We start from the raw sequence: 18,924 nt of genomic DNA on the forward strand, positions 1-18,924 counted from the left end.
TGTTGACGACCGAGTGTGGGGCAGTTTGGTCAGCCCGCCTGCCTTGGGAGCAGGAGCACCGCAGGTTCGAATCCTGCCACTCGGACAGCGGCCCTGAAAGAAGAGGGTCGCGGGCCACGGCCTGACCGGCGGGATTGGCGCCCCCCGGCCGGACCCGGCCCCCGCCCCGGGCCGGCCCACGCCAGCCAAGCCCGGGGCCCAACCTGGGGGGCGATGAACAACGAGCTGGAGAACCTGCGGATCCTGTGCGCTGACTGCCGCATGCTGAACGGAGACGCGGGGGAAGAAGAACGGCCGTCGTAGTCCGGTCAAGGCGCTTGTGGCGAAATTTCGGTAGACGCGCTGGACCCAGGATCCAGTGCTCCGCAAGGAGCGTGGGGGTTCGACTCCCCCCGAGCGCACGCAGCCAGGAGTTCGTGTCGTCCGCTGAGGGGCGCCGGGAACCGGGAACGCACAGTGATCGCTCCGCCGGCGAGCCGGCGATCAGTTGTCGGCGTAGGCCTGGAGCCCGGGCAAGGTAGGCCGACTTCTGGCCGCCGGAGCTCTGGGCCCAGGCCGAGACGGTGTAGGTGCCGTCGGGCACCCTGATCGTCTGCTCCACGGTAGCGGTGCCGGTGACCGTGAGGGACTGGTTCCCGGTACGTCCGGGGGCGGAGACGCGGGCCGAGTGCCCGGTCACCTTCCACCTGTCGAGCCGGGGGTTCTCGAAGCCGGGATTGGCCAGGTCGCGGGCCTGTCCAGGGGGCGAGGCGGTGGCGGAGGCGGAGGGAACAGATGACAGGTCACCACTCGGCGAAGGAGCCGTCGGTGTGCCGCCACAGCGGGCTGCGCCAGCGGTGCCCCTGCCGCGCCATCCGCTCCACCTCGGCCTCGTTGATCTCGATGCCGAGCCCGGGGCGGGTGGCGCGGGTGGCGTACCCGCCGGGGAAGGTCAGCGGGGCCGGATCGACGAGATGGTCCAGAACGTCGTTGCCCTCGTTGTAGTGGATGCCGACGCTCTGTTCCTGGATGAGGAAGTTGGGGATGGCGAAGGCCAATTGCAGGCTGGCGGCCAGCGAGATGGGGCCGAGCGGGCAGTGCGGGGCCATGGTGACGTCGTAGGTCTCGGCCATCGCGGCGATCCGGCGGACCTCCGAAATTCCGCCGGCGTGGCTCACATCCGGCTGGGCCACCGCGATGCCGTGCCCGATGACATCGCGAAAGTCCCACCGCGAGAACAGGCGCTCACCGGTCGCGAGCGGGATCGAGGTGCTCGCGGCGAGCGCGGCCAGGTTACGCGAGTGCTCGGGCAGCACCGCCTCCTCCACGAACAGCGGCAGGTACGGCTCCAGCAGCGGCAGCAGCCGCCGGGCCATCGCGGTGGAGGCGCGGCCGTGCAGGTCCACCACCAGGTCGTGATGCTCGCCGATGGCCTCGCGCACGGCGGCGACGCGCCGGACGACCTCCATGGTGCGGGCCGGGGTGTCGATGGCGGTCAGCTCGGCGGAGCCGTTCATCTTGACGGCGGTGAACCCGGCCTCGATCTGGGCCGCCGCCAGCTCGGCCACCTCGGCGGGCCGGTCGCCGCCGATCCACGCGTACATGCGGACCTTCTCCCGCACCGGACCGCCGAGCAGCTGGTGCACGGGCAGGCCGGCGGCTTTGCCGGCGATGTCCCACAGCGCCTGGTCGATGCCGGCGACCGCGCTGGACAGCACCGGGCCGCCCCGGTAGAAGCCGCCCTTGGTGAGGACCTGCCAGTGGTCCTCGATGCGCAGCGGGTCCTCGCCGATCAGGTAGTCGCTCAACTCGGCGACGGCGGCGCGGACGGTCTCGGCCCGGCCTTCGACGACCGGCTCGCCCCAGCCGGTGACGCCCTCGTCGGTGCGGATGCGCAGGAACAGCCAGCGGGGCGGGACGAGGAAGGTGTCCATGGAGACGATCTTCATGGGGGGGTCCGTTCTAGGAGGAGGTGGTGGAGATGCTCCAGCCGCCGTCGACGTTGAGGCAGGCGCCGGTGATGAAGGCGGCCTCGGGCGCGGCGAGGAAGGCGACGGCCGCGGCCACCTCGTCGGGGGTGCCGAAGCGGCCTGCCGGGGTTTCGGCGATGGTGGCGGCCCGGCCGTGCTCGTCGATGCCGTCCCAGGCGGGGCTCATGATCGGGCCGGGGACGATCGCGTTGACGCGCACCTGAGGCGCGTATTCGACGGCGAGCTGCCGGGTCAGCGACTGCAGGCCGCCTTTGGCGGCGGCGTACGGCGCGCAGCCGGGGATGCCGGTCTGCGCGTGCACCGAGGAGGTGATGACCAGGGCGCCGGAGGTCTCGGCCAGCAGCGGGCAGAACGTGCGCGCCGCCAGGTAGGCGGCCTTGAGCGAGACGTCGATCTGCAGGTCCCAGTCCGCCTCCGGCATCTCGTGCACCGGCCGGGCGGGCACGACCCGGCCCGGCCCGTTGGCGTGCAGCACGTCCAGGCGGCCGAACCGGTCACGCACCTCCTCCAGGACGGTGGCCCAGTCGCGGGTGGAGGAGACGTCCAGGTGGACGAAGGCGGCCCCGTCGCCGATCGCGGTGGCCACGTCACGGCCCTGCTCGTCGGCGATGTCGGCCAGCAGCACCCGCGCCCCCTCCGAGGCCAGGCGGCGGGCGGTGGCCGCGCCGATGCCCGAGGCGGCGCCGGTCACCAGAGCCGTCCTGCCCGCGAACCGGCCGTTCATCGCTGTCCCGCGAACAGCGCGTTGGCGGTGACCTGCAGGTCGACGTCGGCCCACATCGGATGGTGCGGGGCCGCGTTCGAGCAGACGACGGTGCCCCATGCGCCGGCCCGCCGGGCATGCTGGACGGCGTCCAGGCAGATTCCGGCTCCTACCGGCCCTTCCTCGAAGGTGCCGTGCAGCGGGGTGTAGCCGACCCAGCCCTCGCCGAACACCAGGGGCAGATCGCGGGCGGCGGCCCAGTCGGCGGCCACCTCGATCCAGATGCGCAGTCTCTCGGCCATGCCGTGGCGGTACCCGGCGTGCCGGTCGTACAGCCAGCGGTCGAACCGGGCCGGGTCGCACCAGTCGTGGAGGTACACCTCGCGGGCCGGCAGCACCGTGGCCGCGCTGCGCCACTCCTGCTCCGGATGCCAGTCCCGCAGCTCGGGGGCGTCCGGGCGCAGCAGCTCGCGCCGGGCGCGCTCCTGCGGGAACGGCACCGTGGTGTCGCGCAGCGCGAAGGTGTCGATGAGCTCGTCCAGGACCCCGTAGACGTAGGGGTGGAAGACGGCGACGTCGATGTTGGCCGGGATGCCGCGCATCTCGGCGTGCGGCACCCGGGCGTAGTTCACCGTCACGGGCGTGTCAGGGTGGCGGGCCTTGAACGCGTCGACAGCCTTCTCCAGGTACGGCCGCAGGCCGAGCACCTTCGGCTCGCCGGGCGCGAGCGCTTCGGTGAGCCAGGTGGACTGGATCTCGTTGTGCAGCTCGACGAACGCGATCTGCTCGGCCAGACCGTGCCCGGCCACGAAGTCCACCAGGTCGGCGAGCGCCTCGGCCAGCGCGTTCGCGCGCCGCTCGGCCGGCACCGCGCGCAGCGCCTCGTACCAGGCGGGGTCGGCCAGGAAGCTGGAGCTCTGCTGGTACTCCCAGGAGGAGACGATCACCTGGCAGCCGTGCCGCCGGGCGGCCTGGAACAGCGCCAGCAGGTGCGCGCGGCCGTCCAGCGTGGCGCTCTCGCGGACGTCGTACCAGCGCGTGCCCAGGCCGTAACCGCGACCGAAGGGGGCGAAGGTCAGCGCGGAGGTGTCCAGCCCGGACCCGAACAGCAGGTACGGCATCGCGCAGATCCGCACGGTGTTGTACCCGCGCGCCACCGCCTCGGCGAAGGCACGGTCCAGGTCCTCGAACGGCTCTGCGGGGCCGGTCCTGGTGTACCAGGTGAAGTCCCAGAGCGTGATGGTCAACGTGGACAAGAGGTCGGCTCCCTCAGGATTTGACGGCGCCCGCGGTCAGGCCGTCGAGCAGTTGCTCGCGCAGGAGGATGAACATGATCAGGCTGGGGATGGCGGCGAGCACGCTGCCGGCCAGCACCAGGTCTACCTGGCGGGCCTCGGCGGCGTACAGCGACTGGATGCCCAGCGGCAGCGTGTACTGGGCGGGGTCGGAGACCACGATGAGCGGCCAGAAGAAGCTGTTGTAGCTGTTGAGGACGCTCCACACGGCCAGCGCGCCCAGTGCGGGACGCAGCAGTGGCAGCACCACGCGGGTGAACAGTCCGAACTCCGAGGCGCCGTCGATGCGGGCGGCCTCCAGCACCGAGTCGGGCACGGCCTGCTCGGCGTACTGGCGCATCATGAAGATCCCGAACGCGGGAGCCACCCACGGCACGATCAGGCTGAAGTAGACGTTGGTGACGCCGGCCTTGACGAGCATGATGAACAGCGGCACGACGATCACCGCGAACGGCACGGCCATGGAGCTGAACATCACGTCGAACAGCAGCCGCTTGCCGCGGAAGCGGTATTTGGCGAAGGCGAACCCGGCCGGCGCGCACACGAACACCGACACCGCGGTGGACACCACGGCCACGATGGTGCTGGTCGCGAACCAGCCCCAGAACGGCTGCGTCTCCAGCAGGCGGGTGTAGTTCTCCAGCGTGAACGGCGACGGCAGCGGCAGTGGCGGGTAGGTGAAGATGTCGCCGCGATGTTTGAACGACGAGCTGAGCGCCCACAGCAGCGGCAGCACGAACATCACCACGAGAGCGATCAGCAGGACGTACACCAGCCGGGGCCGACGGGCGGCCGGTCCTGCCGGGACGCGCCTGGCGTGCGAGGCGCTCATTTCTCCCTCCCCACCCCGAAAACCCCGTTGGCGGCGCGCCCGATGACGAAGACGAGGACGAACATCACGACCCCGGCCGCGGCCCCGTAGCCGAGCTGCTGGCGGGTGAAGGCCTCCCGATAGATGAACATCGCCACCGACAGTGTCGCCTCGCCTGGGCCGCCCTTGGTCAGCAGCATGGGCTCCTTCAGGATCTGCGCGGTGCCGACCATGACGGTGACGGCGACGAACGCGGTGACGGGCTTGAGCATGGGGAGGGTGACGTTGAAGAAGCTGTGCACGCGGCCGGTCTGCTCGGGCACGTTCGTCTGCAGGCCGTAGACGTTGTACCAGTTCGGCATCACGGCGGGCGCCGATCTCCGCCAGCTCCTTCCAGGTGCCGACGTCTTCCGGGATGTCGTTCTTCTTGAACTCGTCCTCGCGGTAGTACATGACGCTGAGACAGGTGTCGGACTCCAGCGCGTACAGCTTGCCGTCGATGCTGTACGGGGAGGTGCGCAGCAGGTCGTCCTTGACCGGGGCGACGACGCTGTCCAGGCCGAGCAGGAGCTGCTTGCCGATCCCGCCGGTCATGACCCGCGGGAAGACACTGATCACGATCCCGATCATGTCGGGGGTCCCGGTACCGGCCGCGCCCTGGGAGACCATCTTGGTGACCAGGGCCTCGCTGTCGGCCTTGGTGGTTTTCAGGGTGTAGTCGAAGGCGCCGTCCGGCGCATCACTGAGCCGCTTGGCCGACTCCGTGAAGGTCTTCACGTAGCCCGGGTCGTGCGTCCAGAAGTCGATCGTCACGGCGCCCGACGTGACCGCCGGGCTGCCGCCGGTCCCGCCGCCGCAGGCACCGAGCACCGGTGCGGCGAGCAGGCCACCGCCGATCAGACCGGTTCGACGCAGGAAGGTCCGCCGCGTCACGTCGCTCATCGTCGACCCCTTCGTTGGGGGTTTGCTGTGCCCGGATACGGGACTTGACGAGCAGGATGCCGCCCCCCACGCCAAAGTCAACAATAAATACGATTACTTTTTACACTAGTATGCTTTAGAGGTGATGTATGCGATCTATGAGGGCGGCCGAGAGTGCGGGCGTGGCATGATTCCGCCATGACAGAGAGCGGGAGAGCAGGTGCGCACGACCGGGTGGTCAGCAGTCTGGGCACGGCCATCGTCAACGGCGACATCGCGCCGGACGATGACCTCGACGTGGTGGCGCTGCAGGAGCGTTTCTCTGTGAGCAGGACCGCCGTGCGCGAGGCGCTGCGCGTGCTGGCCGCCAAGGGCCTGGTGGGAGCCCGGCCAAGGCGAGGCACCTTCGTGGCGCCGCGTGAGCACTGGGCGCTCCTGGACGCCGACGTGCTGCGCTGGCGCTTCGCCGACCGAATGGACGAGACCTTCCTGGACGAGCTGGGCGAGGTACGGCTGACCGTCGAGCCGGCTGTGGCGCGCATGGCGGCGCTGCGCCGCACCGATCGCGACCTGGCCGACCTGGAAGACGCCCTGGCCGCCATGCGGACGGCGGTGGGCAGACCTGCCGTCGATCACGTAGAGGCCGACCTGGCCTTTCACCACGCCCTGCTGCGTGCCGCGCACAACGAACTGATGGCGCAGATGGCCACCGCGATCGAGGCGGGGCTGCGGTTGCGCGACCAGTTCGTGCACACGACGCTCACCAGCGAATCCACCGACAAGCACGCCGAGGTGCTGCTCGCCGTGCGCAAGCAGCGGCCGAAGGCGGCCGAGACCGCGATGCGAGCGCTCATCGAACGCTCCATCGCGGACGTCGACCTGGCCAAGAAGGTGCACAGAGAGCAGGCCGGACACTGAACGACGGCGGTGCCGCAGCTGGGGCCCGCTCAGCGGCGGGAGCGCGCGACGTGGCTGCGCGATGCGGCCGACGCACCGAGTCACCGCACGATCCTGCTGCCCTTCGTCGTCACGACGTTCTTCAGGAGCGACACCGGGCGCTGATCCTGTCCGGTAGCTCGAGCGCCTGGCCGAGTGGGAAGCCGCCGCCCAGGCCGAAGCCGACCATCTGCGCGATCGGCGCGACCGGCCTCGTCGTGACGGGATGAAGGCTCGCAGTGGGGGACCTGGCCTGGCTCGTTCCGAGCACACTGAATGTCAGGCGCCGCCCTCCCTGTCAGAGAGGGCGGCGCCGGGGTGGAACGACACATGCGGGGCTGAATCGTCCCGGGTTCGGTCAACCCGGCGATCGTTTGCGGGTCACAGCACTTGCAACACGCCCAGACCCTGTCAGGGTCTGGACGACGGCGTTCTTGGGCTTGTTGATCCATGCCGGACCGGGCAGGTCAGGCGGGGTGGGAGTGCCGCCGCTGGCGAACCGCTCGGGATGAGTGCTCTGAGCGGCGGCAAGGACGGCGGCCCGCCGATCGCGGATGGCGGTGGCGCGGCCGTAGTGCGCGTCCACCGGATGATGGCAGCCGATCCCGAGTGGTAGTGCTCGTGGTTGTACCAGGCGTAAAAGCCCTGGCAGACGACACGGGCGTCCTCGATGGAGCCGAAGACGGCCGGGAAGGCAGGGCAGTACTTCAGCGTCTTGTGTCCCAGGCCCAGACGCGGTTCGGGACGTCGGCGACCAACTCGGGCACCGTCCGGGGCGGGTGGGTGGCCTGCCGGCGCCGATTGGCGCCGACCTCGCCAGGCTCGCGCAGGATCCGGCACACCGTGGAGACCGACGCCAGGTAGGTGCCCTCATCCAGCAGAGTGAAGTATGCCGTGGCCGGGGCGGCGTCGGCGAACCGCTCATTCAGCACGGCGGGACGCGCTCGCGTTCGGCCTGTGACAGCGCGGCCGGGTGCGGCTTGCGCACTCGAGCCGGGCGGACCGGAGCCGGGCTTTTGACGGCTTTTGCGATACCAGGTGGCTTGGGGCGCAGCCGCTCGACCTCCGTCGTCAGGCGGAGGCGCACCTCGTCCATGTCGGTCTCAGAACGGCCGCTCACCACCTCGACCAGGGCCCGGGTGGTGTCCTGGCAGTAGCCCGGACTGTGCGCCTGCAGCGCCGCGCACGCCCGCAGCGTGGCCAAGACCAAGGGACGACGCGTCGGCCGACCCTGGCTCACCCCGCCGAGAAGATCGATTACGCGCGGCTGCTCCAGGAGCGGGGCGATTCGCCGGCCGGATCGCCGCCAAGACCGGCATCCCCAAGACCTCGCTCCACCGCCACCTGTCCACCGGCATATTCCAGGCCCTCGGTCTCCTTGGCATAGTCTTCGAGCAGGCCCGTGGTTGCGCCGTGATTCCACTACAACTGTGCTACCCGCTGCTGCTTGCCCGGCCCAGGCGAGCTTTGGGGTCATACCGTTGATCAAGCGAGCGCCGCAGAGCCTCTTTCACAAGAGGATGTTCATTCTAACAAGGACATGCTAGAAAAGCTGGCATGGGTGTCGCCAACCGTCTGGACGTGACCCTGCGACTGGTCCAGGGCTCAGACCGGGTTTCCGTGGCGGAGCTGTCGCATCGTCTAGGCGTCTCCGAGATGACCGTGCGCCGGGACCTTGATGCACTGGAGCGGCAGGGTCTGGTACGCCGCGTACATGGCGGTGCTGTCGCCGTCAGCCCGCGAGAAGAGGGCGGAGGCTTCTCGGCCCGGGAGCCGTGGCAGGCCGTGACAAAGGACCGGCTGGGCGAGGCCGTGGCCGCGCTCGTGGCACCCGGCTGGCATGTGCTGCTGGACGCGGGAACCACCACCGTCCACGTGGCCGAGCATCTGGCGGCACGTGGTCCGCTGTCGGTCGCGGTGCTCAGCCTGCAGGCGGCGGCCCAGCTGGCAGACCGGCCCGGAATCGAGCTCCTCGTCGTCGGGGGTCGCTCGCGGCCCGGCGAGCGATCGCTGGTGGGACCCCTGGCCCTGCGCACCATCGAGTCGCTGGCCTTCGACTGCTTCGTGATGTCCATCGGCGGCGTCCACGCCGATCACGGCTGGTCGGAGTTCTCGCTGGAGGACGCGGCCGTCAAACAGGCGGGCCTCGCCCAGGCTGGCCGCACGATCGCGGTCGCGGACGCGACCAAGCTCGGCGTCCGTGCCTTCAGCCAGGTGGCCCCCCTCGGCGTCGTGGACAGGTTCGTCACCGACGCGGCTGCCGAGGATGCGGCCACCCACCCCAACGGCCCGCAGACACTTCACGCGCTGCGGGAGGCGGGTGTCGAGACAATCTTGGTCTGACGCCCTTGCCACCATCATTTTCGGAGCCCAGCACCGGATGCTCAGGCGGCGGCAGTGGACCGGCGCAGGCCCGGGACCGGAACGCCGGGTAGCCCTCGTCCCGCATAGTGGCCGTGATGTCGAAGTACGGCCGATGTCGCGGCCGCGCACCGGCGCTCATACGCCCGTATGGAAACGGAAGACCTGGTCGGCTCCTGTCCTCCGCGATCTTGTATACGTCCTTCGCAGGCGTCAGGGCTCGAGCACCATCCGGGCCAGGCGATGAAGGAGATCAGTGCGGCAGAGTCCGACCATCTCCGCCACCCAAGGTCAGATCATGACGCGTGACGCCCTACAGGCAGGGCGCAACCCGTATCGTGCACGTCCAGCGCCCGGCCGTGTGTTCAGGTGGTGTCCGGGAGGGCGAGCCAATCTTTCCAGGTGAGGTCGCGGCCGATGTAGCGAGGCCGGCGGAAGGGCCAGGCGTCGGCGATCCATCGCGGGACCAGCGCGTCCAGCTCGCGTTCGAGGTCGGTGCCGACCTCGGCGTCCACTACCCACCAGGAGATCTCAGCGTCGGCACCGGCCTTCCGTGGCGGGTCGATGTACACGCAGCCGAGCAGAGCTGTACCAGCGTCGTCAAACAGCGCGTAGTTGAAGGACTTGTGCTCGGCGATCTCCCGCTCATGGTGCGCCAGGTCCTCGCGGTCCTGGTCGTACGTCATGGTGGCGGGAGGCCAGCCCCACGCCTCACCGTAGATGGACCACAACCGCTCACGCGAGCCCATGACGGCCGGGTAGTCGAGTTCTGTGTCGGAAGCGGAAATGGGACGCAGGTGGTGGCCCCCGGAGAGCGGCACGCGGACGGGGTGGACGAAGTCGGCAGGAAGCCAGGTCATGCTCTGGGAGGCTAACTGCCGTCCTGCGGGCATGCAAGCCAGTTCTCACATAGTGACGTGCGAATGAACGACAAGTGTGTTCATTCGCACGTCATGGTGATAGAAATGGAGTGCCGCCAGACCACCCCAGCGGCCGCAGGCCATCAGGCGCTACGGGAGGCGGGCGTCGCGACCCTCCTGGTCTGACGCCCGCGCCGCCATCACTTTGAGGAGTACCGTTGTGCAATCTGCCCCACGCTCGCTGATGATCCTCGTGGCCGGACCGTACCGGTCGGGCACGGGCGACGATCCCCGCAAGCTCGAGGCAAACGTCAAAGCGATGACCGACGTCGCCCTGCACCTCTTCCGCGCCGGCCATCTGGGGGTCACCGGCGAGGCCCTGGCCCTGCCGTTGGTGGAAGCAGCCGGCAGCACCGGCCCCGGCGACTCGATTCATGACGAGATCTTCCACCCCATCGCCGAACAGCTGCTGATCCGATGTGACGGGGTTCTGCGCATCGGGGGACGATCCGAAGGCGCGGACCGGATGGTCGCCCAGGCCCGCGCTTACGGTAAGGCCGTCTACACCAGCCTCGACGACATCCCGCCCGCCCGATGACCGCGGGCATCGACACACCGGACCGCCGCGGGCGCACAGGCCTGCACCGGCACGGCCTCGACCTGACGGGCAACACCCGCGTGTGGATCCGCGAGGTCGAAGTGCTCTCCTGCGACTGGTACGTCCTGCGTAAGATCACCTTCGACTACCAGCGCAGCGACGGCCTCTGGAGCCGCCAGCAGCGCGAGACCTACGACCGCGGCAACGGCGCCACCATCCTGCTCTACAACACCGACCGGCAGACCGTGCTGCTGACCCGCCAGTTCCGCCTCCCCGCCTACGTCAACGCACATCCCGACGGCATGCTGCTGGAGACAGCGGCCGGACTGCTGGACGGAGACGACCCTGACGAGGCGATCCGCCGAGAGGCTGCGGAGGAGACCGGACACACCATCGGTACCGCCCAGCACATCTTCGACGTCTACATGAGCCCGGGGTCGGTAACCGAGCGCCTGCACTTCTTCGCCGCCCCCTACGGTCGGCACACCGCCACCTCAGCGCCGGGGGGCATCGCCGCCGAAGGCGAGGACATCACCACCATCGAACTGCCCTTCCGCAAGGCGCTGGCGATGATCCGCAGCGGCGAGATCGCCGATGCCAAGACCATCATGCTCCTGCAGTGGGCAGCTCTCGAAGGCCCGTTCAGCGCCACTGCCGAAAGAGGTCCGGCGGCGGCAAAACAGGGGCCGGCCACGGCCTGATGACCGCTGGCACCCGCGGTCATCCTCTGCATTCGCGCCGCACCCGAGGCAGCTCCCGCCAGCGTTGGATCCGGTCTGGTTGACGGTCTACTGGCGTTCGCCACCGCTGTGACCTGGTGGCGGTGCGCACGGCGGAGAAGAACCGGGCAGCGAAGCTGCTCGAGGACGCCCAGATCAAGTTGCCGGTGGTGGCCTGCGACATCTTCGGCGTGTCCGGCCGCGCCATGATGGCCGCGCTGATCGCCGGGGAGCGCAACCCCGGCCCTGCTCGCGCAAATGGCCCGCGCCAGCATGCGCGCCAAGATCAGCGCGTTAGAGGAGGCCTTCACCGACCGCTTCACCGACCACCAGGCGTTCCTACTGCGCAAGATGCTGGTCCGGGTGGACCAGATCAACGCCGACATCGCCGAGATTGACGCCAAGATCGAGGAACTGGTCGCCCTTTTGCGGGGGCGGTGGAGCGACTGGATGACATCCCCGGCATCGGACGCACCGCCGCCTCTGTCATCCTCTCGGAAATCGGTCTGGACATGACCCGCTTCCCGACCGCCGGCCATCTGGCCTCCTGGGCCCGCTTCGCCCCCACGATGAAGGAATCGGCCGGGTCGCCGTCGGCCGCTCCATCCTCACCATCCGCTGGCACCTGCTGTCCGACCCCAACGCTCACTTCGTCGACCTGGGCGCCGGCTTCCACCACACCCGCATCGGCCCCGAACGCAAGAAACGCAATCACGTCCGCCAGCCCGAAGCCCTGGGCTACCGAGTCATCTTGGAACCCGCCGCCTGACCGGCTGACCTGATCACAAACCCCGTCGCACCGAGAGGCGCCGGGGTTGGCTGCCGCGTTCCTCCTTACTCTCCGATTTTCGGATCAGACGCGGGACATCTCAGGACAGTGATGTCTATCCCGGTCTCTGATCAGCAGGACGCCGGCATCGGCCCTGCAGTACTCTCTCAGCGTTTGATCTTGAGGGTAGGCGCGAGCTCCGGCTGCAGCGGCGACGGCCGCCGGTCGAGTGCGCCAAGGCTGGCCAAACCTGGAGGAGAACAGGAATGCGAAGAACCTGGCCGGTGGCGCTGGTGGCCCTCGCCACGGTTGTCATGGGCGGCGCGACGCCGGCGAGTGGCGACGCGGTCGATCAGGCAACCGGTTCGACGACGGCAAAGGCGGCGGTCTGCGGCAGCTCGTCGCTGAACGGCCCGGCCACACCGCCCCCCGGCGCGGTCGTGGTCCCTGCGGGCGACAACAGCGGCGTGGACTTACGCAAGGCGAACACCACGTACTACTTCGAGACCGGCACGCACACGCTGGGCACCGACCAGTACGCCCAGATCATGCCCGGCAACGGCGCGACGTTCATTGGCGCGCCCGGCGCGGTACTGGACGGGCGGCGGCTGAACCGGTACGCGTTCACTCAGCAGGCGACCGGCGTCACGATCCGGTACCTGACCATCACCGGGTTCGTCGCGCCGCGCGATCAGGGTGTGGTCAACCACGACTCCGGCGACGGCTGGGTCGTGGAGCACAACACGATCCGCGACAACTCCGGCGCGGGGCTGATGGCCGGGGCCACGAACACGATCCGTGGCAACTGCTTCAAGGACAACGGGCAGTACGGCCTGAACGCGTACAAGGCAGGCAACACCATCACCGGCCTGGTCGTGGCGGACAACGAGTTCACCGGCAACAACACCGAGGACTGGGAGCACCAGGAACCTGGATGCGGATGTACCGGTGGCATGAAGTTCTGGGCGGTGAACGGCGCCGACGTGACCGGCAACTGGGTCCACGGCAACCACGGGCCGGGGGTCTGGGCGGACACCAACAACAACGACTTCCTCATCGAGGGCAACCTCATCGAGGACAACGAGTCGCTCGGGATCTTCTACGAGATCAGCTACAACGTCGTGATCCGGAACAACACCATCCGCGGCAACGCCTGGGCCTCCGGTGCCGAGCGGGCGGCGAAGGGCGACCCGTTCCCCGAAGCGGCGATCTACCTGTCCGAGGCGGATGGTGAGCCCCGCTTGGCCGCGCGGACCAGCAAGATCGAGATCACCGGCAACCTGCTCGAGAACAACTGGGGCGGGATCACCGCGTGGGCGAACGCCGACCGGTTCTGCAACAGCCCAGCCTCGACGACCGGCGACTGCACGCTGATCGTCGGGCCGACCAACACCTCACAGTGCTCGGCTCCCGCCATCGCCGGCGAGCCGCTCTACACCAACTGCCGGTGGTGGACGAAGAACGTCGACATCCACCACAACACGTTCGCCTTCGACCCCAGTGCCGTCAACGGCGGCTGCCCGACGCAGTACTGCGGGCACATGGCCCTGCTGTCCAACTGGGGTACGTACCCGGACTGGTCCCCGTACAAGGGCGCTGTGATCCAGCAGTCGATCGTCCACGGGTCGAACAACTCCTGGCACGACAACACCTACACAGGGCCGTGGCAGTTCAGGGTCACCGACATGGGCAGTCGCATCGCGCCCGGGCAGTGGGTCGGCCCCCAGTACGGCCAGGACGCCGGCAGCACGTTCGACGGCGGCACGCCCGCCCCGCCGGCGATCGCCGAGCAGGACTTCGAGTCCGGCTCGACGACCTCGCCCTACACCCCGTGGTACGGGGCCAGTCTGGCGCACCAGACCGGCGGCGCGCATGGTGGCACGGGCTCGCTGCAGATGACCAGCGCCCAGGCGTCCGGCAGCGCGGTCGCGCTTGACAACTTCCCCGGATATAGCGGTGTGGTCGCCGGTACGAGCTACCAGGTGTCGCTGTGGTACCGGGAGGCCGTGGCGACCATGCCTGCCGTCACGTGGAATGTGCGGTGGCGCGACGAGTCCGGCACGGTGCTGCGTACCGACGCCATCTCCCTGGCCCAGAAGACCGCCTGGACCGAAGCGGCCGGCACGTTCACCGCGCCCGCGGGCACGACCCGCGTCGACTGGACCTTTGTCTGGAACGCGAGCACCGCCGGACCCGCGTTCCAGATCGATGACGTGGCGATCCGTCCCGGGAAGCTTGAGCAAAAGACCTGAAGAACGCCGGCGAGCATCCAACCGGGGGCAGGTGGTGTCCCCTCGACCGCTTCTCTTTTGCCTTCAATTTGCGGGCTGGCGTCCTGGATGGTCGCAGCCCGCAGGAGGGTTTGATCGGGCGCTCTGCCCCTGATGATCGCCTGGGACGGGGCCCTTCTCTGGACCCGCACCTTGACGGTCGCGCCACGCGCCTCCGATCGGCAGGTGGGCCTGACGTGTCGCTGGTGCCATCCGTGCAAGCAGGATGAACTGCGCGGATGGCATCTTCGGCAGGCGCGAGATCCCCGGCACGTCGCCGTCGAGGCGACGCGCTCACTGCTGTCGGGGATCTCCGGCCCGATCGTGGCGCTGGGGTTCATCCATACCGGCAGGCATCGCTCCAAGCCGCCTCTTACCTGCCCACGCCAGAGCGTTCGGCGTCGCGGACGGTTCTGTCGGCGTCCCGCCGGGTGATGAAGCCGTCTCGCAGGTTCCGTTCGGTGGCCTGGCGCACCTTGGTGACGTAGTCGCGGTGGCTGGGATACAGCACGTTCACGGTGGTTTCGTCGAAGGGGATCCAGGTGCCGCCCTGACGGCAGGCGCTGCTGGTGGCGTCGGTCAGGCCGATGTTCCAGCCGGTGTTGCGCTCCGTCGGGGCGTCCACCGCCGCGAGCCGGATGCCGCCGCGGGCGATCTGGTTGGCGTCCCTGGTCAGCGTGGCGGGGCTGGTGGCGGTACGGCGATCTCCAACTTGGGGGCGGAGGGTGGCCGCCGGTTCTCCCGCGCCCAGCGTACGGCGTGGTCGAACATCGCGTTCAGCACGTACTCATAGGGGACGTTACTCCGTGCCGGCGCCACGCATGGCGCGGTGGGCCCGGCGAGCAGGCCCGACACCCCGGCGTCGCGCAGGCGGATCGGATTGTTGACGAGGTAGGCGTGCCGGTCGGAACGGGAGGCGCCGGCGATCTCCCAGTAGGCGTAGCGGTCGGTGTCGGGCTGGCGGCGGGCGGCCTGGCTGGCGAGCACGTCGTACTCGCTGGCCGTCTTGAAGACCCTGGTGGTCAGGTCGGTGCGGATCTGCACGCCGCCGTCCACGACGGTGATCACGTCGTCGACGGGTGCGAGGGGATGCACCGAGTTGGCGTAGACGGCCAGCCGGGAGGCCGACTGGGACTGGCCCGTCGCGTCCTAAAGTACGGACCTGAGTGCACCGACCGGATGCTGATCTACGTCGAACGTCACCTGTGCCCGGTCTTGCCCGACTCGGGCACCCATCACCACGCCGTTGACGTGGCCTGCTGATCAGCGCGGGCGGCTGAGGGCGGCCTCGGCCAGATCCGTCCATTTCTCGACCGAGGAGTGGGGCACGACCACCCAGTCCTTGATCGCCCTGCCCTGCCCCGAGGGGTCGAACAGGGACGCCCCGGCCAGCTGGAGCGCGGCTGTGTGTTCGGGGGTGTCTCTGACCAGCCGGAACACCATCGCGCCGTCGCGCTGCAGGCTCGCGAACACCTTCCCCGCCTGATCCTTGAGCGCGGGACTCCCCATCATCCTGGAGATCCGTACACCCAGGTCGGCCAGTTCGGCGCCGACCTGCTGGAAATCCTCTTCCGCGCTCATCGTCAGTTCAGTCCTCAACTCCATGGCGGCGTGGTCGAGCTCTTCCCTGTGACGCGATCGCCTCGACGCCGCCTTCCGGCAGCACGGCGATCAGGCTAGTCGTCCTGGCGGCACCGCTCAAGGCCAGATGCGAGGTGCCGGACATTGTGCTGACCGATCAACGGACGCCGCGTACAGTGGAGATCCAGCGGTGACTCGTCCAGCGCGTGACTTACGCGCCCATGACGATTTGTCTCGCTCTGCGGATCGGACACCCGGTATGACCGTCCTGACGGTAAACCTGGTCCATCACCTCAACCACAGCGTGCTGATCCTGCACGGCGAACTTGACACCTCCTCCTCGGATCTGATCACGCCTGCCGTCGATACAGTGATCGACACCGGTCGGCAACGCCTCACGGTGGACGCCGCCGACCTGACCTTCTGCGACTCTCAAGGGCTCCGGACACTGCTCCAAGCCGAACGGAAACTCACCGCCGCCGGCGGTGCGATGGAACTGACCCACGTTCACGGCCTGCTGTGCCGCATCCTGGGCGTCACCGGACTGGCGCAGGCCTTCACCATCACGCCCAGCACCCGTGTAGCCAGCCCGTCCTCGATTCCGGCTGTGCCGACGCAACGCATGTACGTCAGGACGTGTGCGTGGCCGGCGGTGTTGACCTGCGGTTTGGTGCTCGAGCGTGCGGTCGGCGCTGGCCGTATATGAGGCGCATTTTCACGAGCACCGCCCGCCCTGCCGGCCTCGGCACCCCACAGGCGTCCAGGCGGCTTGCCTGCCCGGCGCGCCTTCACTCGATAGGCTGAGGACGTGGGATTCGGAGAAGCGCTGTGGGTTCGCCGGCCTCGACGACTTCCCGCACCTGCGGACGTTCACCCTGCGACTGTGGGTGGACGCGGACACCGACGTCCTGACCTCGATCTCGCCCCGGGGTGACGCGGCCCTGGCCGAGTTCGACCTGGACGGCCTGACCACGAACGAGGCGCACCGGGCGGTGGCCGCGATCGCCTGGCTGGCGGTGACCGGCCCGGCCTCCCTGGGGCTGGTCGTGGACAGCCGCCTTCCGGACACCGCCACGGCCTGGGAGGGCTTCCTCCTCAATGGCGACCGCCCGCCCTCGCACACGCCTGAGCTGCTCTGGTCGCCGAGCGCCTCGTCGTTGCGTCTCGCGCCGCGATCGTGGCTCCTGCGCGAGGCGCCGCGGCCGCACTGACCAGGGGGCGTGCGAGAGGAACTGCTCAAACGTCAGCAGTTCCGTATTCGAAGCCGTGGACGCCGGTGGAGCTTGGCCGGAGCCTGGCCGAGGTAGTCCCTGGGCGGGCGGGGTCCAGGGTGATCAGGTGACGGATCGCGCCACCAGGGCCATGGCCTCCCGCATGGCGTTCCGTACCTCGGCGGGTCCGTCGCCGCGCTGCAGCGCTGTCAAGGCGGAGGCACTGACCGCGCCCACCATCGCGCCGACCAGGGCGGAGGCTGTGATCGCGTCGAGTCTGTCGGGGAATGCCCGCTGCAGCGCCTGGGCGAGTTCGGCCTGCGCGGTGAGGTAACGCTGCAGCAGCCGGGCCTGCAGTGCCGGCACCGAGGCCGCCAGCCGTGTCCGAAGCGCCGCCAGCCCGCTGGAGAGGTCGCTGTCCCAGGCGTTGGCGATCATCTGGTCCATTGCCCGTACCAGCAGCTCGGGCAGCCGTTCCTCGGCGCGGCGCTCGGCGATCGTCTGCAGCGCCAGGTCGACGCGCAGGTCGGCATTGGCCAGGAGGACGTCCTCCTTGGCCTGAAAGTGAAGGAAGAAGGTGCGGGGGGACACCTCCGCGGTGTCTGCGATCTCAGCCACGGTCACGTGGTCGTAGCCCTTGTCCTCGAACAGGCGAACCGCCGCCTCGATCAGTGCCTGCCGGGTGCGCTGCTTCTTGCGCTCCCGCAGTCCGAGTTTCTCCACCATGCGGAGCAGTTTATTGCATCTTTCGAATTAATGCATACTATGAATCACTACATGGACTGCAGTAATTGAAGGAAGGTCGATCATGGGAAGTCTGGACGGACGCGTCGTCCTCATCACCGGAGCAGGGCGCGGCATCGGGCGAGAGGAGGCGTTGTTCTTCGCCGCCGAAGGCGCCAAGGTCGTCGTCAACGACCCCGGCGTTGCCATCGACGGCACAGGCGGCGATGCCGGCGTGGCAACGAAGGTCGTCGAGGAGATCACTGCCCGCGGCGGGCAGGCCGTGCCCAACACCGACAGCGTCGCCGACTGGAACGGCGCCCGCCGGATGGTGGAGACGGCACTGCAGTCCTTCGGCGACCTGCACGTAGTGGTCAACAACGCGACCATCGAACGGAACATGGGCCTGGCCGACCTGTCGGAGGAGGACTTCGACGACGTCGTGACCGTCAAGCTCAAGGGCACCTTCGCGGTGACACACTGGGCGGCCCGCCACTGGCGCGACCAGTTCCACGCAGGAGTCCACGCCGATCGTGCCGTCGTCAACACCTCCTCCGGCTCCGGACTGCTCAACCCGCTGCCCGCGCAGGTCTCCTACGCGGCGGGCAACGCCGGAGTCGCGGCGCTGACCACCGTCGCCGCCCTCGAACTCGGCCGGTACGGCGTGCGGGTCAACTGCATCTCGCCCTCGATGGCCCGCACCAGGCTCACCCTCGCTGTTCCCGGCATGAGTCAGGAACCGGCGGCGGGCCGGTTCGACCCCCTGCACCCCGCTGCCGCCGCGCCTGTTGCCGCCTACCTGGCCAGTTCAGCCTGCCCGCTCACCGGCCAGGTGCTGTCGGTGCGGGGCGGGACGGTCGCGGTCAATCGCGGCTGGTCCCTCGGCGGCCACATCCACAAAGACGGGCTGTGGAGCGTGGAGGAACTGGCCGAGAAGGTGAAGGAGTTGCCGATGGACGACCCGTTCGACAAGCTCGCCCAAGCCCTGACCGGCGCGCTCGGCACCGTGGGACGTGCCCAGCTCCAGGAGATGATCAACGCCCTGCTTGACCAGGGAGGCGAGACCGGCACGACCTCCACATGACGCGATGGCGCACCGGCCGGACCGCGTGCTCGGTCTCGCGGTCCGGGGACGGATGTCGCTCGGCTCCAACACGGCCACGAGACCACAGCGGCGCTTTCGTTCCGCTTCTGCA

22 protein-coding genes, 2 tRNA genes and 3 pseudogenes are annotated in these 18,924 nt (G+C 69.0%); 13 read left to right on the plus strand and 14 right to left on the minus strand.

All coding sequences use genetic code 11. The features are described from left to right. Window positions 1-9 precede the first annotated feature (9 nt). Together ACFKCF_RS05005 and ACFKCF_RS05010 are read left to right on the plus strand one after the other, a co-directional pair. Window positions 10-85: transfer RNA gene (locus ACFKCF_RS05005), tRNA-Pro, on the plus strand. A 228-nt stretch (window positions 86-313) separates the two neighbouring features. Beyond that, window positions 314-401: transfer RNA gene (locus tag ACFKCF_RS05010), tRNA-Leu, on the plus strand. 140 nt (window positions 402-541) lie between these two features. Here the strand turns inward: ACFKCF_RS05010 and ACFKCF_RS05015 are convergent. The 7 genes and pseudogenes from ACFKCF_RS05015 to ACFKCF_RS05045 all read right to left on the minus strand — a co-directional run. Then, window positions 542-781: pseudogene (locus tag ACFKCF_RS05015) on the minus strand (carbohydrate binding domain-containing protein); the annotation flags it as partial. 1 nt (window position 782) lies between these two features. Beyond that, window positions 783-1,928 carry a galactonate dehydratase gene (gene dgoD / locus ACFKCF_RS05020; RefSeq protein WP_394491073.1) on the minus strand — a complete coding sequence of 382 codons (1,146 nt, stop codon included), beginning with the start codon at window positions 1,926-1,928 and terminating at the stop codon, window positions 783-785. A gap of 13 nt (window positions 1,929-1,941) precedes the next feature. Then, complete coding sequence (locus ACFKCF_RS05025; RefSeq protein ID WP_394491075.1) at window positions 1,942-2,694, minus strand: SDR family NAD(P)-dependent oxidoreductase; 753 nt, start codon at window positions 2,692-2,694, stop codon at window positions 1,942-1,944. After that, window positions 2,691-3,929: a cellulase-like family protein gene (locus ACFKCF_RS05030; RefSeq protein WP_394491077.1), complete on the minus strand. Its 1,239-nt coding sequence runs from the start codon at window positions 3,927-3,929 to the stop codon at window positions 2,691-2,693. The genes ACFKCF_RS05025 and ACFKCF_RS05030 overlap by 4 nt, the downstream gene beginning before the upstream one ends. Before the next feature lie 13 nt (window positions 3,930-3,942). Continuing rightward, window positions 3,943-4,800, minus strand: a complete 858-nt coding sequence (locus tag ACFKCF_RS05035) for a carbohydrate ABC transporter permease (RefSeq protein WP_394491471.1) — start codon at window positions 4,798-4,800, stop codon at window positions 3,943-3,945. Continuing rightward, window positions 4,797-5,144, minus strand: coding sequence for a carbohydrate ABC transporter permease (locus tag ACFKCF_RS05040; RefSeq protein ID WP_394491484.1), 348 nt, complete (start codon window positions 5,142-5,144; stop codon window positions 4,797-4,799). The genes ACFKCF_RS05035 and ACFKCF_RS05040 overlap by 4 nt, the downstream gene beginning before the upstream one ends. 70 nt (window positions 5,145-5,214) lie before the next feature. After that, a pseudogene (locus ACFKCF_RS05045) lies at window positions 5,215-5,721 on the minus strand (hypothetical protein); the annotation flags it as partial. Between the two features lie 177 nt (window positions 5,722-5,898). On the opposite strand from ACFKCF_RS05045, the gene ACFKCF_RS05050 reads away from it, so the two are divergent. Continuing rightward, window positions 5,899-6,618 (plus strand): FadR/GntR family transcriptional regulator, encoded by a 720-nt coding sequence (locus ACFKCF_RS05050; RefSeq protein WP_394491079.1) that lies wholly within the window; start codon window positions 5,899-5,901, stop codon window positions 6,616-6,618. A 9-nt stretch (window positions 6,619-6,627) separates the two neighbouring features. Further along, on the plus strand, window positions 6,628-6,762 hold the full coding sequence (locus ACFKCF_RS05055; protein WP_394491081.1) for a hypothetical protein: 135 nt from the start codon (window positions 6,628-6,630) through the stop codon (window positions 6,760-6,762). A gap of 581 nt (window positions 6,763-7,343) precedes the next feature. Here ACFKCF_RS05055 and ACFKCF_RS05060 read toward each other — a convergent pair. Together ACFKCF_RS05060 and ACFKCF_RS05065 are read right to left on the minus strand one after the other, a co-directional pair. Further along, the gene (locus tag ACFKCF_RS05060; RefSeq protein ID WP_394491083.1) at window positions 7,344-7,568 is read right to left on the minus strand and encodes a hypothetical protein; all 225 of its coding nucleotides are present in this window, start codon (window positions 7,566-7,568) and stop codon (window positions 7,344-7,346) included. Beyond that, window positions 7,562-7,846: a hypothetical protein gene (locus ACFKCF_RS05065; RefSeq protein ID WP_394491085.1), complete on the minus strand. Its 285-nt coding sequence runs from the start codon at window positions 7,844-7,846 to the stop codon at window positions 7,562-7,564. Before ACFKCF_RS05065 ends, ACFKCF_RS05060 begins: the two co-directional genes overlap by 7 nt. Window positions 7,847-8,193: 347 nt before the next feature. On the opposite strand from ACFKCF_RS05065, the gene ACFKCF_RS05070 reads away from it, so the two are divergent. After that, window positions 8,194-8,979: a DeoR/GlpR family DNA-binding transcription regulator gene (locus tag ACFKCF_RS05070; protein ID WP_394491086.1), complete on the plus strand. Its 786-nt coding sequence runs from the start codon at window positions 8,194-8,196 to the stop codon at window positions 8,977-8,979. A gap of 383 nt (window positions 8,980-9,362) precedes the next feature. On the opposite strand, the gene ACFKCF_RS05075 is transcribed toward ACFKCF_RS05070, so the two are convergent. After that, window positions 9,363-9,857, minus strand: a complete 495-nt coding sequence (locus ACFKCF_RS05075; protein WP_394491087.1) for a GNAT family N-acetyltransferase — start codon at window positions 9,855-9,857, stop codon at window positions 9,363-9,365. A 244-nt stretch (window positions 9,858-10,101) separates the two neighbouring features. Between ACFKCF_RS05075 and ACFKCF_RS05080 the strand changes: the two genes are divergently transcribed. The 5 genes from ACFKCF_RS05080 (at window position 10,102) to ACFKCF_RS05100 (ending at window position 14,195) form a co-directional block, all read left to right on the plus strand. Continuing rightward, complete coding sequence (locus ACFKCF_RS05080) at window positions 10,102-10,455, plus strand: hypothetical protein (RefSeq protein WP_394491089.1); 354 nt, start codon at window positions 10,102-10,104, stop codon at window positions 10,453-10,455. After that, window positions 10,452-11,156: an NUDIX domain-containing protein gene (locus ACFKCF_RS05085; RefSeq protein WP_394491091.1), complete on the plus strand. Its 705-nt coding sequence runs from the start codon at window positions 10,452-10,454 to the stop codon at window positions 11,154-11,156. Before ACFKCF_RS05080 ends, ACFKCF_RS05085 begins: the two co-directional genes overlap by 4 nt. A gap of 276 nt (window positions 11,157-11,432) precedes the next feature. Continuing rightward, window positions 11,433-11,690, plus strand: coding sequence for a hypothetical protein (locus ACFKCF_RS05090; RefSeq protein WP_394491093.1), 258 nt, complete (start codon window positions 11,433-11,435; stop codon window positions 11,688-11,690). Then, entirely contained in the window at window positions 11,612-11,956 is a 345-nt protein-coding gene (locus tag ACFKCF_RS05095) for a transposase (protein WP_394491095.1), read from the plus strand. The genes ACFKCF_RS05090 and ACFKCF_RS05095 overlap by 79 nt, the downstream gene beginning before the upstream one ends. Window positions 11,957-12,209: 253 nt before the next feature. Next, on the plus strand, window positions 12,210-14,195 hold the full coding sequence (locus ACFKCF_RS05100; protein ID WP_394491097.1) for a right-handed parallel beta-helix repeat-containing protein: 1,986 nt from the start codon (window positions 12,210-12,212) through the stop codon (window positions 14,193-14,195). 391 nt (window positions 14,196-14,586) lie between these two features. Here ACFKCF_RS05100 and ACFKCF_RS05105 read toward each other — a convergent pair whose 3' ends face one another. The 3 genes and pseudogenes from ACFKCF_RS05105 to ACFKCF_RS05115 form a co-directional block, all read right to left on the minus strand. Next, complete coding sequence (locus ACFKCF_RS05105) at window positions 14,587-14,964, minus strand: alpha/beta hydrolase domain-containing protein (RefSeq protein ID WP_394491473.1); 378 nt, start codon at window positions 14,962-14,964, stop codon at window positions 14,587-14,589. After that, window positions 14,886-15,347: pseudogene (locus tag ACFKCF_RS05110) on the minus strand (alpha/beta hydrolase domain-containing protein); the annotation flags it as partial. The gene ACFKCF_RS05105 and the pseudogene ACFKCF_RS05110, both read right to left, overlap by 79 nt. A 129-nt stretch (window positions 15,348-15,476) precedes the next feature. Then, window positions 15,477-15,794 carry a hypothetical protein gene (locus ACFKCF_RS05115; RefSeq protein WP_394491099.1) on the minus strand — a complete coding sequence of 106 codons (318 nt, stop codon included), beginning with the start codon at window positions 15,792-15,794 and terminating at the stop codon, window positions 15,477-15,479. A gap of 259 nt (window positions 15,795-16,053) precedes the next feature. On the opposite strand from ACFKCF_RS05115, the gene ACFKCF_RS05120 reads away from it, so the two are divergent. After that, complete coding sequence (locus tag ACFKCF_RS05120; RefSeq protein ID WP_394491101.1) at window positions 16,054-16,500, plus strand: STAS domain-containing protein; 447 nt, start codon at window positions 16,054-16,056, stop codon at window positions 16,498-16,500. 181 nt (window positions 16,501-16,681) lie between these two features. Then, window positions 16,682-17,005, plus strand: coding sequence for a hypothetical protein (locus tag ACFKCF_RS05125; protein WP_394491103.1), 324 nt, complete (start codon window positions 16,682-16,684; stop codon window positions 17,003-17,005). A 123-nt stretch (window positions 17,006-17,128) separates the two neighbouring features. Here ACFKCF_RS05125 and ACFKCF_RS05130 read toward each other — a convergent pair whose 3' ends face one another. After that, the gene (locus tag ACFKCF_RS05130; protein ID WP_394491105.1) at window positions 17,129-17,731 is read right to left on the minus strand and encodes a TetR/AcrR family transcriptional regulator; all 603 of its coding nucleotides are present in this window, start codon (window positions 17,729-17,731) and stop codon (window positions 17,129-17,131) included. A gap of 82 nt (window positions 17,732-17,813) precedes the next feature. On the opposite strand from ACFKCF_RS05130, the gene ACFKCF_RS05135 reads away from it, so the two are divergent. Next, window positions 17,814-18,812, plus strand: a complete 999-nt coding sequence (locus ACFKCF_RS05135; RefSeq protein WP_394491107.1) for an SDR family NAD(P)-dependent oxidoreductase — start codon at window positions 17,814-17,816, stop codon at window positions 18,810-18,812. Window positions 18,813-18,924: the final 112 nt, after the last annotated feature.

It is taken from the genome of Nonomuraea sp. JJY05 (assembly GCF_043496855.1).
In the GTDB taxonomy this organism is placed as follows: Bacteria; Actinomycetota; Actinomycetes; order Streptosporangiales; family Streptosporangiaceae; genus Nonomuraea.

Excerpts from the sequence above, each read along its gene's own strand:
- dgoD (WP_394491073.1), bottom strand. The coding sequence starts at position 1,928 with ATGAAGATCGTCTCCATGGACACCTTCCTCGTCCCGCCCCGCTGGCTG.
- ACFKCF_RS05025 (WP_394491075.1), bottom strand. The coding sequence starts at position 2,694 with ATGAACGGCCGGTTCGCGGGCAGGACGGCTCTGGTGACCGGCGCCGCC.
- ACFKCF_RS05035 (WP_394491471.1), bottom strand. The coding sequence starts at position 4,800 with ATGAGCGCCTCGCACGCCAGGCGCGTCCCGGCAGGACCGGCCGCCCGT.
- ACFKCF_RS05050 (WP_394491079.1), top strand. The coding sequence starts at position 5,899 with ATGACAGAGAGCGGGAGAGCAGGTGCGCACGACCGGGTGGTCAGCAGT.
- ACFKCF_RS05070 (WP_394491086.1), top strand. The coding sequence starts at position 8,194 with ATGGGTGTCGCCAACCGTCTGGACGTGACCCTGCGACTGGTCCAGGGC.
- ACFKCF_RS05075 (WP_394491087.1), bottom strand. The coding sequence starts at position 9,857 with ATGACCTGGCTTCCTGCCGACTTCGTCCACCCCGTCCGCGTGCCGCTC.
- ACFKCF_RS05080 (WP_394491089.1), top strand. The coding sequence starts at position 10,102 with ATGATCCTCGTGGCCGGACCGTACCGGTCGGGCACGGGCGACGATCCC.
- ACFKCF_RS05085 (WP_394491091.1), top strand. The coding sequence starts at position 10,452 with ATGACCGCGGGCATCGACACACCGGACCGCCGCGGGCGCACAGGCCTG.
- ACFKCF_RS05090 (WP_394491093.1), top strand. The coding sequence starts at position 11,433 with ATGGCCCGCGCCAGCATGCGCGCCAAGATCAGCGCGTTAGAGGAGGCC.
- ACFKCF_RS05100 (WP_394491097.1), top strand. The coding sequence starts at position 12,210 with ATGCGAAGAACCTGGCCGGTGGCGCTGGTGGCCCTCGCCACGGTTGTC.
- ACFKCF_RS05115 (WP_394491099.1), bottom strand. The coding sequence starts at position 15,794 with ATGAGCGCGGAAGAGGATTTCCAGCAGGTCGGCGCCGAACTGGCCGAC.
- ACFKCF_RS05120 (WP_394491101.1), top strand. The coding sequence starts at position 16,054 with ATGACCGTCCTGACGGTAAACCTGGTCCATCACCTCAACCACAGCGTG.
- ACFKCF_RS05130 (WP_394491105.1), bottom strand. The coding sequence starts at position 17,731 with ATGGTGGAGAAACTCGGACTGCGGGAGCGCAAGAAGCAGCGCACCCGG.
- ACFKCF_RS05135 (WP_394491107.1), top strand. The coding sequence starts at position 17,814 with ATGGGAAGTCTGGACGGACGCGTCGTCCTCATCACCGGAGCAGGGCGC.